Below are 14,186 nucleotides of genomic sequence, written 5' to 3' on the forward strand. Positions count from 1 at the left end.
TACTTTGGGAGATATCATCGCTCCCCTATGCGTACATACCGTTACACAGCAGCCCTCTGGCTGCGGCCCTTTTTTCTGTTGGCCTTGGCGGGTCTGGTGACCGTGTACGCCGGGGTTTGCAGCGCCCAATCCTTTGACCGTCAGGCCGAGAATCAGCGCTATCAGCAATGGCTGCATGACTTCCAGCAGGACTTCCAGCAATTGCTGCTGGCGCCCGATCCCAAAACTGCCGACGTGGACGCGCTCTTCGCCAAAACCCTGGTGCCCGGCTCACGAGCTACCCAGGCAGTCAGGGAATTGGCACAGGCTCCGCGCGGCAGCACGCAGGGGCAAATCCGCTTCGTGGGCATTCAACGCGTGTTCATGGCCGCGCTGGCCAGCTCGGTGGTAGCGGGTGACGGCGGGATCTATCCCGACACCCATGCCGGCTACAAGAAAGACGCGCTGCGGGTCCGTTACATGCACGTGGACGGCGGCGGGCGGCTGGAACGTTATTTCAGCAACCCTGAAATCTTCAAACCCTACCGCTTGCCAGACCCAGGCGAGTTCGCGCGCGATGCCTACCCATTCCTGCTGTTTGAAGACCATCAGGGCAAACTGCGGCTGGGCGGCATATCCAAGGAATTCTGGGATCTGGTGAAGTTCATGGACACGCTCCAATATGCTTAAGCGCCTGCCTATGGCCATCGCGCTGGCAGCCGCCGCACACGCCGCACCCGCACTGGCGAGCTGCGGCCCTGCGAATTCGGATTTCTCTGTTGCGCCGGCATTGCCGGCCATGTCTGTCTCCGTCAACCTCAGCGACGAACGGGTGTTGCTTGGCCGGCATGGCGAACGCGTTCCGACGCGCAGCAAACTGGTGTGGACCGAAGATACTGGCGATCTGACCCCGCAAACGTGGGCCGACAAGGTCGATTGGCCTGCCTATCAAGTCTTGGACAAGTCGGTCCGGCCGGCCCCAACCAAGCTGTATTTCGATCCAGAAGGCCGGTTGTGCCGCGTGGAGCGCTACACACAGGCCAGGGGCAAACCGTTGCTGACTGGCGGCTACCTGCTGGCGTATGACGCTTCTGGCGCGCTGACCCACGCCACGGAGTACGACATGGGCTCGGGCGGCACCTCTGACCAGCTGTCTTACACGGCAACACGCAACGCTTGCCTTGTCCGCAACGCGCAAGGCGCGCTGACGGCTTATATCGACGACCTTTGCGGCGATCCCAAAGGGCCGGGCATCAGCCGGCACTATGTGCGCAATGAAGCGGGTCAGTTGCTTCGCGTGATTGACACCCTGACACCGGGCCAGCCGCTGGCCGTTCAGACGTTCGATCCGCAAGGCAAGCCGGGCCAGCGTTATTTGACGCAGCATTCCGCCCGTGGAGCGCCAGCCGTGGGCCAAGGAACCTACGGCTACCCTGCCCCGCCGTCCAAGCAAGACCGCGCGTATCCGCTGCAAAAAGAAAGTTTGGCGGCGCTATCGGGCGAAATTCCTGGCATGCAATGGCGCATCGTGCGCATTGCGGACGATGTCCCCATGGACGGAGAAGATCAATCATCCTGGGACCCCGATCTGCAAATCGTGCTGGCCAAGGGTGAGACCGATCCCCAAGGGGTGGCGCGGCTGACGCCACAGGCCCAAGAGCAGATTTGGCAGGCCATGCACGCCCATCCGGGCCGGGTACTGTTTTATTTCGATCCGATGGGACGCGTTGTGCTGCTGCCAGCCCTGACGCAGGCGCGTTGGCAAGCTTGCGGCGATCCGGCGAACCTGACGCCGGATGCTTGCGGCGGCTGAAAGCGCGCCCGGCTACGTGTTGCGCGCCCCGGTTTGCGCCGGGACGAGCCCTTCACTTTTTGCTTGGCCGCGTATCCACCGCCAGGCACAACACCGCAGTCAGCAAGGCCAGGCCCACGTGCGCCATGTACAACGGTGAAAACGCCGCATGGCTGGCTTCCCCATGGCCCAGCATCAGCACCGTAATCGCGACTCCCAGCACGCCTCCGATCTGGCGCGTGGCCTGATTGACGGCGCTGCCCACGGCATAGTGCTGCGCCGGCAATCGGCTGACGGCAGCTCCCGACAAAGACGGCAACACCATGCCCACGCCTATGCCGCTGAGTAGCAAGCCCGGCAGCCATTGCGTCAGATAGGCCGGCTGTTCGCCCGGCACCAGCAAAAACCACAGGCCGCTGGCCGCGTAGATCAGCGACCCGCCCACCAGAAAGGGCCGGTGCCCCATGCGCGCCGCCAAGCGCCCGGTCAAGATAGCCGTGGGCATCACCAGCAGCGGCCCAGGCGTTACCGCCAGACCGGCCCGCGGCAGGCTGTAGTGCCACACGCCCGTCATGTAAAAGAAGAACGCAAAGAACATCATGGCAAACGCAATCCCGAAGCTCAACGTAGCCAGGTTCACATACCGGTAAGTGCGGTGCTTGAACAACGCCAAGTCCACCAGGGGATGCGGCGTGGCGCGCGCCCAGGCCACGAAGGCCGCCAGCGCGACAACGCCCATCGTGGCCACGACGCCCAATTCCAGACGGCTCCAGGACGGCGATTCAGACTGCACGATCGCCAGCGCCATCGCGCCTACGGCCACCATCAGCAGCGCCATGCCTACGCCATCCACACGCCGGCGGGCGTCGGGCTTCACGGATTCCTTAAGCAGGCTCGCGCCGTACCAAAGCGACAAGGCTCCCAAAGGCAGATTGATGTAGAACGCCCAAGGCCAGCCGGCCGTATCCACCACGAAAGCCCCCAGGCTGGGACCAACCGCGGCCGCCAGGCCGCCCACGGCGCCCCAAAGACTGACCGCCACGGCCCGCTGCGACACGGGAAATGCCGCCAGCACGATCGATAGCGACGCGGGCGTCAACAAGGCCGCGCCAATCGCCTGCAACACACGAGCGGCGATCAGCCAGGCCACGCTGCCTGCCAGACCGCAGGCCGCTGAGGCCGCCAGAAAAAGCACCACCCCCACCATGAACATCCGCTTGCGTCCGTGGGTGTCAGCCAAGCCGCCTGAAGGGATCAGCATTGCCGCGAAGACGACGGTATAGGCGTTAAGCACCCAGGACATATCCGCGGCAGTTGCCTCGGGAAATCCGGCGCGCAGCGCGCCGAACGCGGCGTACAACATGGTGCTGTCCAACGACACCAGAAAGACAGCGATGCTGGACACCCAGAATATGGGCCATGGAGACGCCGTGGCAGGCGCGTGGGCTGGCGGTTGGCCAGGCGCAAGCGCTGGCTCATTCGCGGCGGCATTTGCAGATAGCGGCGCTGGCGCGGATCGGGCGGTGGCGTGCATGATGGTCTTATCCCAATGCCTTCAAATACACCGCCGGCTCGGCGGACAAGCCCTGCTTTACCTGGCGGGTCAGCTCATCGGCCAGCACTTCCTCGGCGCCCGCTTCCAGACCGTCAAACGCCTGGCTCACGATGGCTTGCGGCGTGGACTTGGGACCGTCAATACCCTTCGTCAGGTCCGTATCAACAAAGCCCATATGCAAACCCAGCACCTGGGTTTTTTGAGCGCGGAATTCATTGCGCAAGCCATTCGTCATGGCCCACGCGGCAGATTTGCTCATGGCGTAGACGCCCAGCAGCGGACCATTGATCCAGCTGGCGATCGACAGCACGTTCAGCAATGCCCCGCCGCCGTTGGCGGCCAGCACCGGCGCAAATGCCTGAGCGACGCGTAATGAACCGAACAGATTGGTGTCCAGGTGACGCTGCGCCGATTCGATGCTGCCGGGCGCCATGAAGCCGCCAAAATCGGCAATGCCCGCGTTGTTGATCACCAGGGTGACATCCGTGGCGTAGGCGGCTGCGGCGGCCACGTCCTCGGGGCTGGTCACATCCAGCTTGATCGGCTCCACGCCTTCCAACGTAATAGAGGACGGGTTGCGCGCGCCGGCATAGACCTTGCGTGCGCCGCGCGCCAAGGCTTCGCGGGCAAACGCCAGTCCCAGGCCACGGTTGGCGCCGGTAATCAGTACGACTGCATTCTTGAGATCCATGACGGATATTCCTGATGAAAGTGACTGCTACGAATAAACAAATATGATGATCATCATATTTTGTGGGGGTAAAAAGACCGCGCAAGGCGGCCTCGGGAATTGCGGTTTATTGAGACGTGCTGACGGCCTCGTGGTCGTATTGATCCAGGATGGCTTTGCGGGCGGACGCCAGCACGGCGCGTCCTTGCGGGTTGTCGCCAAACGCCCGGGCCAGTTGCAAGGCGCCCACCAATGTACTGGTGACCGCCACGCCGGCATGCTCATCCGCCGTGGCGGGCAGCGCTTGTTGAACGGCTTCGAGCAGCCGTTGAACACGTGTTGCAGAGACTTCGCGCACTTCGGCAGATTGGCGCGGAATCTCCGAGGCCAAGGCCGACACGGGGCACCCGCCTTCGCAACCCACGAGATGGCTATCGCCCAGATAGGCTTCCACCCAGGCACGCAACGGGCTTGCGCCTTCGGCACGGCGTTGCGCCATGTTCTTGGACATCCGGGCCGCGCCGTCACGGCCGGCGCGTTCCATCGCGGCGGCCAGCAGCGCGTCGCGCGATGGAAAATGGGCGTAGAACCCGCCGTGGGTCAGACCCGCTTCTTTCATGACGTCTGCGACGCCCACCCCCGCGTACCCTTCGCGGCGAATCGCACGCGCGGCCGCATCAACGATGCGTTCGTGAGACAGCTCTTTGCGGTTTGACGGGGGGCACATGATCGGATGCCTTAAATATGATGAAGATCATATTAATCCTGGAAAAAACCCACGTGCAAGAAAAATCTTTGGGTGAGTTGTAACCGGTCAGTTCAGGCGCGTTTTCAGCGCCACACTTCCGGTTCGACGCTGACTTCGCCCTTGTCGGCCGAAAAGTACACAATGCCGTCCGAAATATTGGCATTGAGCTGCATCGTGCGCTCGGCCAGCTTGGCCAGCGCGCGGGTCTGATCCGACGGCAGATTGATGATCTTCAGGTTGCGGGTGCGTTCCAGCTTATTGCGCACCCCGTCCCACCAGATCTTGCTTGCCGACCCGCCGTAGCAATAGACGATGACTTCGTCGGCACGGCCACAGGCGCGCAGAATGCGGCGTTCTTCGGGCTGGCCCACTTCAATCCACAGTTTGACCGCGCCCGTCAGATCCTTGACCCACAGATCAGGCTCGTCGGTGTCGCTCAAGCCTTTGGTGAACGCCAGATCTTCCTGCGCATGCAGCGCAAAGGCGACCAGGCGCACCATCAGGCGTTCGTCGGTTTCCGAGGGGTGGCGGGCGACCGTCAGCGAGTGGCTGCCGTAATAGTGGCGGTCGGTATCGGCGACGTTGAGTTCGGCCTTGTAGATAGTGGCGCGCAGGGCCATGGCGAAAAATCCGGTAGATAAAGCGAATTGCGTGAAGGCCGCCATGATACCGCCTTGCAGCGGCCCGGCGCGCACAACGGCGCTACACTCCGCCTGCGGCACTGCCCGCCGCTCATCGTCTTGATCCGTCGCGCCGACCCATGACCGCCACTGCTGCCCTGCTCGCCTTCACGCTAGCCGCCGCCATTCTTACCATTACGCCCGGCCTGGACAATGCCTTGGTGTTACGCACTGCTGCCGTCGAGGGCGGACGGCGCGCACTGATGGCTGGCCTGGGCATCAGCGCCGGCTGCCTGCTCTGGGGCGCCATCGCCGCGCTGGGCCTGGGGTCCCTGCTGGCGGTTTCCACCTTGGCTTACGACGTGCTGCGTGTCTGCGCGGCGATCTATCTGTTCTATCTGGGGGCGAAGCTGCTTTGGCGCACGCTGCCCGGGCGTAAATCTGCCGGGGTTGTTGCGGCTGCCGGCATGTCTGCGGGGCGAGCGCCTGCCGCGTCCTACGCCGCCCCGCGCAACACCAGCGCGACCGGCTGGTTTCTGCGCGGCTGCCTGACCAACGCGTTGAACCCCAAGGTTGGCGTCTTCTACATCACCTTCCTGCCCCAGTTCATCCCCGCCGGCACAGACGTGTTGAGCTTCAGCTTGCTGCTGTCTGCCGTTCACGCGATGGTGGGAATGGCCTGGTTTGCCTTACTGGTTGCCGCGACCCGGCCATTGGCAAGATGGTTATCCCGCCCAGCGGTCATGACGGGTCTGGACCGTATGACCGGGGCGGTGTTTATTGCTTTTGGATTGCGGCTGGCGCTGGAAAAGCGTTAATAAACCCCGATGGCGTGCCGGGCGACAAAATGCCCGTCTCCCACGGCAACCAAGGGTTCTACCAGCGGATCGTCTCCCAGCTTGCGCATCGGGCTCGGAATCTCGTCCACCAGCAACGACCGCTCGCGGTGCCGGCGCTGCGGATCGGCAATTGGCACAGCGGCCATCAGCTTCTTGGTATAGGGATGCTGCGGGTTTTCGAAGATTGCCCGGCGCGGCCCGATCTCGACGATCTGGCCCAGGTACATCACCGCCACACGGTGGCTCACCCGTTCCACCACCGCCATATCGTGCGAAATGAACAGGAACGACACGCCCAGTTCACGTTGCAGGTCCAGCAGCAGATTCACGATCTGCGCCTGAATCGACACGTCCAGCGCTGACACGGATTCATCCGCAATCACCACCTTGGGATTCAGCGCCAACGCGCGCGCAATGCAGATGCGCTGGCGTTGACCGCCCGAAAATTCATGCGGATAGCGGTCGATCATTTCGGGCAGCAGCCCGCACTTGTCCATCAGCCAGCGCACGCGGTCCTGCGCTGCCTTGCCGCGCGCCACGTTGTGGATCAGCAAGGGTTCCATGATGGAATAGCCCACCGTCATCCGCGGATCCAGTGACGCAAAAGGATCTTGGAAGATGAACTGGATGTGCTGGCGCAGCGTCTGCATGGCGCTGCCGCGCAGGGCGCCGATGTTCTGGCCGTCGAACTCGATCGTGCCGCTCTTGCTCTTGACCAGTTGCAGCAGCGAACGGCCCGTCGTAGTCTTGCCGCAACCGGATTCCCCCACCAGCGAAAGCGTTTCGCCGGGGTAGAGATCAAAGCTGACCTTTTCCACTGCGTGCACGCGCTTTTGCACCCTGCCAAGAATGCCGCCCGTGATGTCAAAGCTGGTCGTCAGGTCGCGCACCTTCAGCACCGGACCGTTTTCACGGCGCACGGTGGACGGGGCGGCCACAGGGGAATCCACCAACTGCGCCGGGTTGGGCACGCTGGCGGCTTCATCCACCTTCAGGAGCGGGAACGGCGCGGGTTCGTCCGTGCCGTGCATGGCGCCCAGACGCGGCACGGCAGACAGCAAGGCGCGGGTGTAGGGGTGCTTCGGGGCCGCGAAAATCTCGTCCGAACCGCCCTCTTCGACCTTGTCGCCGCGATACATGACCAGCACGCGATCAGCCACTTCCGCCACCACGCCCATATCGTGCGTGATGAAAATCACGCCCATGTCCATTTCTTCTTGCAGCTGACGGATCAGTTGCAGGATCTGGGCCTGGATGGTGACGTCCAGCGCGGTCGTGGGTTCGTCCGCAATGAGCAGCTGAGGCTTGCAGGACAGCGCCATGGCGATCATCACGCGCTGACGCATGCCGCCCGACAACTGGTGCGGATAACGGTCCAGAATGGCGCGCGCTTCAGGAATGCGCACACGTTCCAGCATGCGCAAGGTTTCAGCGCGCGCACCCGCCGCGTCCAAGCCCTGATGCAGTTGCAGCGCTTCGGCAATCTGATTGCCAGCCGTGAAGCTGGGGTTCAGCGAGGTCATGGGTTCTTGGAAGATCATCGCCACGTCAGCGCCGCGCACGCGTTGCAGCGTGGTGTCCGACGCATTGGCCAGATCCAGCACATCGCCGCTGCGGCGGCGCAGCAGCATGCCGCCATTGACGATCTTGCCGCCGCCGTATTCCACCAGGCGCATCAGCGCCAGCGACGTGACGGACTTGCCCGAACCGGACTCGCCCACGATGGCCAGGGTTTCGCCGCGATCGACGTGGAACGAGACATTGCGCACGGCTTCCACCGTACGGTCAGGCGTCTTGAAGCGCACGGTCAGGTCATTGACCTGAACGACGCGTTTGGGGTCCATAGTTGCCATAGTGATTACTTTTCCTGACGCGGATCGAGCGCATCGCGCAGCCCGTCGCCCAGCAGATTGAAGCCCAGCACCACCAGGAAAATGGCCGATCCGGGGAAAATAGACATCCAGGGCGCCTGGGTCATGAAGTTCTTGGCCGTATTCAGCATCGAGCCCCACGACGGCGTCGGCGGTTGCAGACCCAGACCCAGGAACGACAGGCTGGCTTCGGCAATGATGGCCGTGGCGATGGTGATGGTGGCTTGCACGATCAACGGCGGCATGACGTTGGGAAACACATGCCGGCCGATGATGCGCAGGTCAGACGCGCCCAGGGCGCGCGCGCTCTGCACATAGTCTTCGTTCTTGACCGCCAGCACCTGCCCGCGCGTCAGACGCACGAATTTTGGCGCGGCGGACACGCCGATGGCGATCATGGCATTGGTCAGGCTGGGTCCTAAAAAGGCAGCCAGCGCGATCGCCAGGATCAGGAACGGAATCGCCAGCAGCGCTTCGGTGGCGCGCGAGATGATGCTGTCAGTCCAGCCGCCGAAATAACCGGCGGCCAGACCAAACGGCACACCGACGACCAGCGCGATCAGCACTGATACCAGGCCCGCCATCAACGAGGCGCGGGCGCCATAGACCATGCGGCTGAAAATATCGCGGCCAAGTTCATCCGTGCCCAGCCAGTACGACGCCGACGGCGCTTTGCGGATGGTGGTGAAGCTGGTCTGCAAGGGATCATGGTTGGCGATGAACGGCGCCAGAATGGCCAGCAGAACAAAGAACGCCACAATGCCAAGCCCGAGCATGGCAATGTGGTTGCGTTTGAATTTCCCCCAGGCGCGATTGCGGCTGCGGGGCGGCGGGACGGCTGCGGCCGTTGCAGGAAGTGCGCTCATGAGTGCCTCAGGCGGGGATTGACCAGGATGTAAAGAATGTCGGCCAGCAGGTTCATCAAAATGAAGCCCACCGCCACGCAGAGCACAACGCCCTGCACCACCGCGTAGTCACGCGTGAACACCGCATCCACCACCAGCTTGCCAAAACCGGGAATCGTGAAGACCTGCTCGGTCAGCACGGCGCCAGCCAGGAGTTCACCAAACAGCAAGGTCACGAGCGTGACGATAGGCATCAGCGCGTTGCGCAAGGCGTGGCGCAACACCACTTTGCGCGGCGACACGCCCTTGGCGCGCGCGGTGCGCACGTAGTCAGCGGACAGCGCTTCCAGCATGGACGAACGCGTGTGGCGCATCAGATAGGCAGCGATTGCCGTCGACAGCACCAGCGACGGCATCAGCATGGTCTTGATCGACAGCCAGAAGTCTTCCGCTGGCGACACATAACCTGAAGCCGGCAGCAGCTTCCATTGCACCGACACCACCATGATCAGGATGATGCCCAGCCAGAAATTGGGAATCGACATGCCGGACAGCGCCGCGATGTTCGCCCCCATCTCAATGGGTTTGCCTTTGCGCACCGCGGCGATGATACCCATTGGGATACCCACCAGCAGCGCAAAGAACATGGCCATGGCGGCCAGTTGCAGCGTCACAGGCAACTTTTGCGCAATCAGCGTCGTGACGGGCACGTCGGTGCGCAGGGACTTGCCCAGATCGCCTTGCAGAACCTGACCGGCCCAGGCCGCATATTGCATCGGCAGCGGGTCGTTCAAGCGGTATTTGTCACGCAGATAGTCCAGGACGGCCGGGTCGCGCTCTTCTCCGGCCAGGGTCAGCACGGGGTCGCCGGGCAGGATTTTTTGCAGCATGAAGACGATCATCGACACCAGTATCAGTGTCGGTATCGCGACGATCACGCGGCGCAAGATAAGTTTAAGCATGTGGGAAACCGTAAAACAAAAACAACGGACGGTGCCGGGCGGACTTGGCGCGGTGCGCGCCCGCCGCAAAGAACAACCGGACGCGCAAAGCGCGTCCGGCCAGCGCAGCGGAAAACCGCCGCGCCACGATCACTTCTGTGCGAACGTCACACCCTTCAGGCGGATCATGCCGTCGGGGTAAGGCGTGAAGCCCTTGACCTTCTTGGCCAGCGCGAACGGCCACGGCTGGTAGTAGTTATACACCCCTGGCAATTCGTCCTGGATGATGGCTTGCGCCTGGTCATAGATGGCCTTGCGCTTGGCCTCGTCCGGCACGGTGCGGGCTTCGTTCAACAGCTTGTCCACTTCCGGATTGCAGTAGTGGCCATCGTTCAACGCGCCCTTGCAGGTGACAAAGGAGTGGATGTTGCCGTCGGGATCAACCCGGCCGGACCAGCCCAGCATCACGACCTGGAAATTACCGCCCGACGATTCTTTTTGCAGGGCCGCGTATTCCGTGGGGCGCAAAGACAGGTCGAAACCGGCTTCGGTCGCCATGGCCTGCACGATCTCGGCCACAGACGAGGTCGTGGTGTTGTTGCCGAACACCAGCTCTGCCTTCACGCGCTCAAAGCCCGCTTCCTTCAGCAAAGCGCGGGACTTGGCCACGTCACGCTTGGTGACCGGAAACTTGTCGCTGTGATAGGGGCTGGCAGGCGGGAACGGCTGTTGGGCCGGTTCAAAAATGCCGCCGCCGGCCACTTCATTGATGGCATTTCGGTCGATGGCGTACTGGAACGCCTGGCGCACCAGCTTGTTCTTGAACGGGTTGTCTTCAGCGCGTTTGCCGTTGCCCACGTTGAACATGAACTGCTGGAAACCCAGGCCGGCCACCGGCGCGAACGTCACGCTGGGGTCGTTCTTGACTTGGGGCGCATCGGACGGGTTCAGGCGTTCCAGCATGTCCAGGTCGCCAGCGCGCAGGTTGGACAGGCGCACCGTCGTGTCCGGTATGGGCAGGAACGTCACGCGCTTGAAGGCGTAGTCCTTGGCATCGTAGTACTGATCAAACTTTTCCAGCACGACGCGATCGTTCTGGATTCGTTCAACGAACTTGTACGGCCCGGAGCAGACCGGCTTGCGGCCCACGGCGGCGGCGTCATCCGTGAAGGTCTTGGGCGACAGCATCATGCCGGCGCGGTCGGACAGCTGGGCCAGCAAAGTGGCGTCCGGCTTTTTCAAGGTCAGCACCAGCGTCGTGGCGTCCGGCGCTTCTACCTTTTCAACCGATGCCAGTTCGCCCTTGCGCAGGCTGTCCGGCAGAGTCATGGCGCGTTCCAGGTTGGCCTTGGCCGCGGCGGCGTCGAACTTGCTGCCGTCATGGAACAACGCGTCTTCACGCAGCTTGAAAGTCAGCACCTTGTTGTCGGGGCTGAACGACCACGAAGTGGCCAGTTGCGGCACAAAGTGCAGCTTGGGATCAATGTCCACCAGCTTGTCGCACAGCGACGTGAACACAATCCGGCCAACATAGGTGCGGGCGCGATGCGGGTCCAGCACGTCCGGATCTTCCTGCAGGCCGATCCGGATGTTCTGGGCGGTAGCCGCGCCCGCGGCCAGCGCCAGCAAGCTGGCGCCGAAGGTCATGGTCAAGCGTTTCATTATGTGGTTTCCCCTTGTTGCTTGCGTGCTTAACGATTAGAAGCCGACCGCCTGGCCATCGCGGCGGCTGTCGCTGGCGGCGACATAACCCAGTTCGTTGTCGTTCTCGGACATGCGCCAGATGAACTGGCCGGCGCCGAAGTCCATATAGGGATCGTCAACGGACTTCAAAGCATGCCCGAGGTCTTTCAGACCCGCAATGGTGGAAGCCTTCATGTTGGTTTCGATGTCCAGCGTGAAGTCGCGGTTGACCTTCCAGCGCGGCGCGCAGCATGCGGCCTGCGGGTTCTGGTGATAGTCGATCATGCGGACGACGGTCTGCATGTGGCCTTGCGGCTGCATGTCGCCGCCCATCACGCCAAAGCTCATGACCGGCTTGCCGCCGCGCGTCAGGAAACCCGGGATGATGGTGTGGAACGGACGCTTGCCGCCTTCGACCACGTTGGCCGACTTGGGGTCCATCGAGAAACCCACGCCGCGGTTCTGCATGCTGATGCCGGTGCCCGGCACAACCACGCCCGATCCAAAGCCCATGTAGTTGGACTGGATGAACGAGATCATCATGCCGTTCTCGTCGGCAGCGGTCAGGTAGATGGTGCCGCCGGCGTGCGGGCGGCCGGCTTCGAAATGCGTGGCCTGATCCAGGCGAATCAGCTTGGCGCGGCTGTCCAGATAGGCATCCGACAACATTTGCTCAGGCGTCACCTGCATCGCGCGCGGGTCGGCCACGTACTTGTACAGGTCGGCAAAAGCCAGTTTCATGGCTTCGATCTGAATGTGCTGCGATTGCACCGAGTCGACCGGAATATCGGACATATCAAAGCGTTCGACGATACCCAGCGCAATCAGCGCGGCAATGCCTTGGCCGTTGGGCGGAATCTCGTGCAGCTCGTACCCACGGTACGACTTGGAGATGGGCTTGACCCATTCCGGACGGTAGTTGCGCAGATCTTCCAGCGTCATCGCGCCGCCGCATTCCTTGCTGAAGGCGGCGATACGGTCAGCCAGTTCGCCTTCGTAGAAGTCGCGGCCCTTGGATGCTGCGATGCGGCGCAGCGTGTTGGCGGCGTCCGGGAAACGGAAGTGTTCGCCGACCTTGGGCGCGCGGCCCTCGGGCATGAAGGCTTGTGCATAGCCGGGCTGCGACTTCAGCTCTTCTGCGGCAGCGTTCCACTTGTGCGCCACGACCGGCGGCACGGCATAACCGCGCTCGGCGATTTCGATGGCGGGTTCAAACAATTGCTCAAACGGCAGCTTGCCCAGTTTTTCATGCAGCGCCGCCCAACCAGCGACCACGCCCGGCACCGTCACAGCGTCCCAGCCGCGCTTGGGCTGAATGGCCAAGCCATCGGCGCCCACGCCGTACTTGCGCTTGAAGTATTCGGTGTTCCACGCGGCGGGCGCCACGCCGGACGAATTCAGGCCATGCAATTCCTTGCCGTCCCAGACAATGGCGAAACAGTCGCCGCCCAGACCGCAAGACACCGGTTCGACCAGGACAATCGTCGCGGCGGCCGCGATGGCGGCATCCACGGCGTTGCCGCCCTTGAGCATCATGCGCAGCCCTGCTTGAGCCGCCAGCGGATGCGACGTGGACACCACGTTGCGGGCAAACAGCGGAATGCGAACAGAAGGATACGGGTTGCCCCAGTCAAACGATTTCATGTGGCTAGTCTCATAACGGTTAAGCGGGCGAAGTTACTCCCGTGGTCTAATTAAATCAATTTGATTTTTTGTTCCGTCATAAAAGAAAATTTTATGAGTACGATCCGTTTTTTACGCACTTTCCTGGCAGTGGCTCACCATGGCTCGTTTTCCGAAGCTGCGGAGCAAGTCGCCCTGACCCAAGCTGCCGTCAGCTTCCAGATGCGCTCCTTGGAAGCCGAGCTCGGCCGCGAGCTGTTCGACCGTAGCGGCCGTCTTGCCATTCTTAACGCAGCCGGGCGCGAATTACTACCTGAAATCAAGCATTTACTGGATTTATACGACCGAATGCGGCGGCCGCGCACGATCCCCGGCGAATTGGCTGGCGCGGTATCCGTCGGCAGCATCGTGTCGTGCATGGGCACGCTATCCAAGGTGGTATCGGGGCTGAAAAAGGCCCATCCCAAGCTGGATGTGCGCATTCTGTCCGGCAAAGCCAGCGAGTTGGCGGGCAAGGTCGAGGACGGCGAGCTGGACGCAGCCTTCCTGGTGGAAGCGGGCCGCAAAATGGCCAGCACGCGCTGGACCCCTCTATATGAAGAGCAGCTTGTAGTGATTGCGCCTGCCTCGGCCGCGGGTAAGGACGCGCGTCAGGTGTTGGCCAGCAATCCCTTTCTGCGTTTTGACCGCACCCAGCGCACAGGATTGCAAATTGACCGGCTGCTGCGGCGCCTGGCGGTGCCGCTCAATGAGTTCCTGGAACTCAACGCCATTGAAACGCTGGTGGAGCTGGTGCGTCAGGAAGTGGGCGTCACCCTGCTGCCGCTCATCAATGGATCCAATTGGCAGCACAGCCCGGAATTGCGGATTCTGATGCTGCCGGAAGACTTAGGCCCGCTTTCGCGGGCCATTGGCATGCTGGAACGGCGCGAGCATGCGCGCCAGAGCATTACAGCGGCGATCTGCGAAGCGTGCGCCACGGCCTTCCGGACGCGCGAACCGCAAACCGCCGCTTAACGC

Annotated in this window: 14 protein-coding genes; 5 read left to right on the forward strand and 9 right to left on the reverse strand. The window is 62.5% G+C overall.

Annotated features, from left to right (window positions below):
* Positions 1-27: 27 nt before the first annotated feature.
* Both RAS12_RS09885 and RAS12_RS09890 read left to right on the forward strand, forming a co-directional pair.
* The gene (locus RAS12_RS09885) at positions 28-669 is read left to right on the forward strand and encodes a hypothetical protein (protein WP_306947808.1); all 642 of its coding nucleotides are present in this window, start codon (positions 28-30) and stop codon (positions 667-669) included.
* On the forward strand, positions 662-1,792 hold the full coding sequence (locus RAS12_RS09890; RefSeq protein WP_306947810.1) for a hypothetical protein: 1,131 nt from the start codon (positions 662-664) through the stop codon (positions 1,790-1,792). Before RAS12_RS09885 ends, RAS12_RS09890 begins: the two co-directional genes overlap by 8 nt.
* A gap of 52 nt (positions 1,793-1,844) precedes the next feature.
* On the opposite strand, the gene RAS12_RS09895 is transcribed toward RAS12_RS09890, so the two are convergent.
* From RAS12_RS09895 to RAS12_RS09910, 4 genes are all read right to left on the reverse strand, one after another.
* The gene (locus tag RAS12_RS09895) at positions 1,845-3,305 is read right to left on the reverse strand and encodes an MFS transporter (protein ID WP_306947812.1); all 1,461 of its coding nucleotides are present in this window, start codon (positions 3,303-3,305) and stop codon (positions 1,845-1,847) included.
* Between the two features lie 7 nt (positions 3,306-3,312).
* Entirely contained in the window at positions 3,313-4,017 is a 705-nt protein-coding gene (locus tag RAS12_RS09900) for an SDR family oxidoreductase (RefSeq protein WP_306947813.1), read from the reverse strand.
* Positions 4,018-4,123: 106 nt separating this feature from the next.
* Positions 4,124-4,723, reverse strand: coding sequence for a TetR/AcrR family transcriptional regulator (locus RAS12_RS09905; protein WP_306947814.1), 600 nt, complete (start codon positions 4,721-4,723; stop codon positions 4,124-4,126).
* Between the two features lie 104 nt (positions 4,724-4,827).
* Entirely contained in the window at positions 4,828-5,364 is a 537-nt protein-coding gene (locus RAS12_RS09910; protein WP_306951390.1) for a YaeQ family protein, read from the reverse strand.
* 140 nt (positions 5,365-5,504) lie between these two features.
* Here RAS12_RS09910 and RAS12_RS09915 point away from each other — a divergent pair, with 140 nt between their 5' ends.
* Positions 5,505-6,182, forward strand: a complete 678-nt coding sequence (locus tag RAS12_RS09915) for a LysE family translocator (protein WP_306947815.1) — start codon at positions 5,505-5,507, stop codon at positions 6,180-6,182.
* Here RAS12_RS09915 and RAS12_RS09920 read toward each other — a convergent pair.
* Genes RAS12_RS09920 through RAS12_RS09930 form a run of 3 tightly spaced genes read right to left on the reverse strand, consistent with a single transcriptional unit; the run spans position 6,179 to position 9,881 of the window.
* A complete protein-coding gene (locus tag RAS12_RS09920) occupies positions 6,179-8,047 on the reverse strand; it encodes a dipeptide ABC transporter ATP-binding protein (protein ID WP_306951392.1) in 1,869 nt (622 codons plus the stop codon). The genes RAS12_RS09915 and RAS12_RS09920 overlap by 4 nt on opposite strands.
* Positions 8,048-8,061: 14 nt before the next feature.
* Positions 8,062-8,940: a nickel transporter permease gene (nikC, locus tag RAS12_RS09925; RefSeq protein ID WP_306947817.1), complete on the reverse strand. Its 879-nt coding sequence runs from the start codon at positions 8,938-8,940 to the stop codon at positions 8,062-8,064.
* Positions 8,937-9,881: an ABC transporter permease gene (locus RAS12_RS09930; RefSeq protein WP_306947819.1), complete on the reverse strand. Its 945-nt coding sequence runs from the start codon at positions 9,879-9,881 to the stop codon at positions 8,937-8,939. The genes nikC and RAS12_RS09930 overlap by 4 nt, the downstream gene beginning before the upstream one ends.
* Here RAS12_RS09930 and RAS12_RS09935 point away from each other — a divergent pair.
* On the forward strand, positions 9,808-10,062 hold the full coding sequence (locus RAS12_RS09935; RefSeq protein WP_306951733.1) for a hypothetical protein: 255 nt from the start codon (positions 9,808-9,810) through the stop codon (positions 10,060-10,062). The genes RAS12_RS09930 and RAS12_RS09935 overlap by 74 nt on opposite strands.
* Here RAS12_RS09935 and RAS12_RS09940 read toward each other — a convergent pair.
* Positions 10,011-11,522 carry an ABC transporter substrate-binding protein gene (locus RAS12_RS09940; protein WP_306947820.1) on the reverse strand — a complete coding sequence of 504 codons (1,512 nt, stop codon included), beginning with the start codon at positions 11,520-11,522 and terminating at the stop codon, positions 10,011-10,013. The genes RAS12_RS09935 and RAS12_RS09940 overlap by 52 nt on opposite strands.
* Positions 11,523-11,558: 36 nt before the next feature.
* Entirely contained in the window at positions 11,559-13,187 is a 1,629-nt protein-coding gene (gene ggt, locus RAS12_RS09945; RefSeq protein WP_306947823.1) for a gamma-glutamyltransferase, read from the reverse strand.
* 93 nt (positions 13,188-13,280) lie between these two features.
* On the opposite strand from ggt, the gene RAS12_RS09950 reads away from it, so the two are divergent.
* Positions 13,281-14,183 (forward strand): LysR family transcriptional regulator, encoded by a 903-nt coding sequence (locus RAS12_RS09950; protein WP_306947824.1) that lies wholly within the window; start codon positions 13,281-13,283, stop codon positions 14,181-14,183.
* Positions 14,184-14,186: the final 3 nt, after the last annotated feature.

The sequence above is a fragment of the Achromobacter seleniivolatilans genome (genome assembly GCF_030864005.1).
GTDB classification, from domain to species: domain Bacteria; phylum Pseudomonadota; class Gammaproteobacteria; order Burkholderiales; family Burkholderiaceae_B; genus Achromobacter; species Achromobacter seleniivolatilans.

Excerpts from the sequence above, each read along its gene's own strand:
- RAS12_RS09885 (WP_306947808.1), top strand. The coding sequence starts at position 28 with ATGCGTACATACCGTTACACAGCAGCCCTCTGGCTGCGGCCCTTTTTT.
- RAS12_RS09890 (WP_306947810.1), top strand. The coding sequence starts at position 662 with ATGCTTAAGCGCCTGCCTATGGCCATCGCGCTGGCAGCCGCCGCACAC.
- RAS12_RS09895 (WP_306947812.1), bottom strand. The coding sequence starts at position 3,305 with ATGCACGCCACCGCCCGATCCGCGCCAGCGCCGCTATCTGCAAATGCC.
- RAS12_RS09900 (WP_306947813.1), bottom strand. The coding sequence starts at position 4,017 with ATGGATCTCAAGAATGCAGTCGTACTGATTACCGGCGCCAACCGTGGC.
- RAS12_RS09905 (WP_306947814.1), bottom strand. The coding sequence starts at position 4,723 with ATGTGCCCCCCGTCAAACCGCAAAGAGCTGTCTCACGAACGCATCGTT.
- RAS12_RS09910 (WP_306951390.1), bottom strand. The coding sequence starts at position 5,364 with ATGGCCCTGCGCGCCACTATCTACAAGGCCGAACTCAACGTCGCCGAT.
- RAS12_RS09915 (WP_306947815.1), top strand. The coding sequence starts at position 5,505 with ATGACCGCCACTGCTGCCCTGCTCGCCTTCACGCTAGCCGCCGCCATT.
- RAS12_RS09920 (WP_306951392.1), bottom strand. The coding sequence starts at position 8,047 with ATGGACCCCAAACGCGTCGTTCAGGTCAATGACCTGACCGTGCGCTTC.
- nikC (WP_306947817.1), bottom strand. The coding sequence starts at position 8,940 with ATGAGCGCACTTCCTGCAACGGCCGCAGCCGTCCCGCCGCCCCGCAGC.
- RAS12_RS09935 (WP_306951733.1), top strand. The coding sequence starts at position 9,808 with ATGAAGACGATCATCGACACCAGTATCAGTGTCGGTATCGCGACGATC.
- RAS12_RS09930 (WP_306947819.1), bottom strand. The coding sequence starts at position 9,881 with ATGCTTAAACTTATCTTGCGCCGCGTGATCGTCGCGATACCGACACTG.
- RAS12_RS09940 (WP_306947820.1), bottom strand. The coding sequence starts at position 11,522 with ATGAAACGCTTGACCATGACCTTCGGCGCCAGCTTGCTGGCGCTGGCC.
- ggt (WP_306947823.1), bottom strand. The coding sequence starts at position 13,187 with ATGAAATCGTTTGACTGGGGCAACCCGTATCCTTCTGTTCGCATTCCG.
- RAS12_RS09950 (WP_306947824.1), top strand. The coding sequence starts at position 13,281 with ATGAGTACGATCCGTTTTTTACGCACTTTCCTGGCAGTGGCTCACCAT.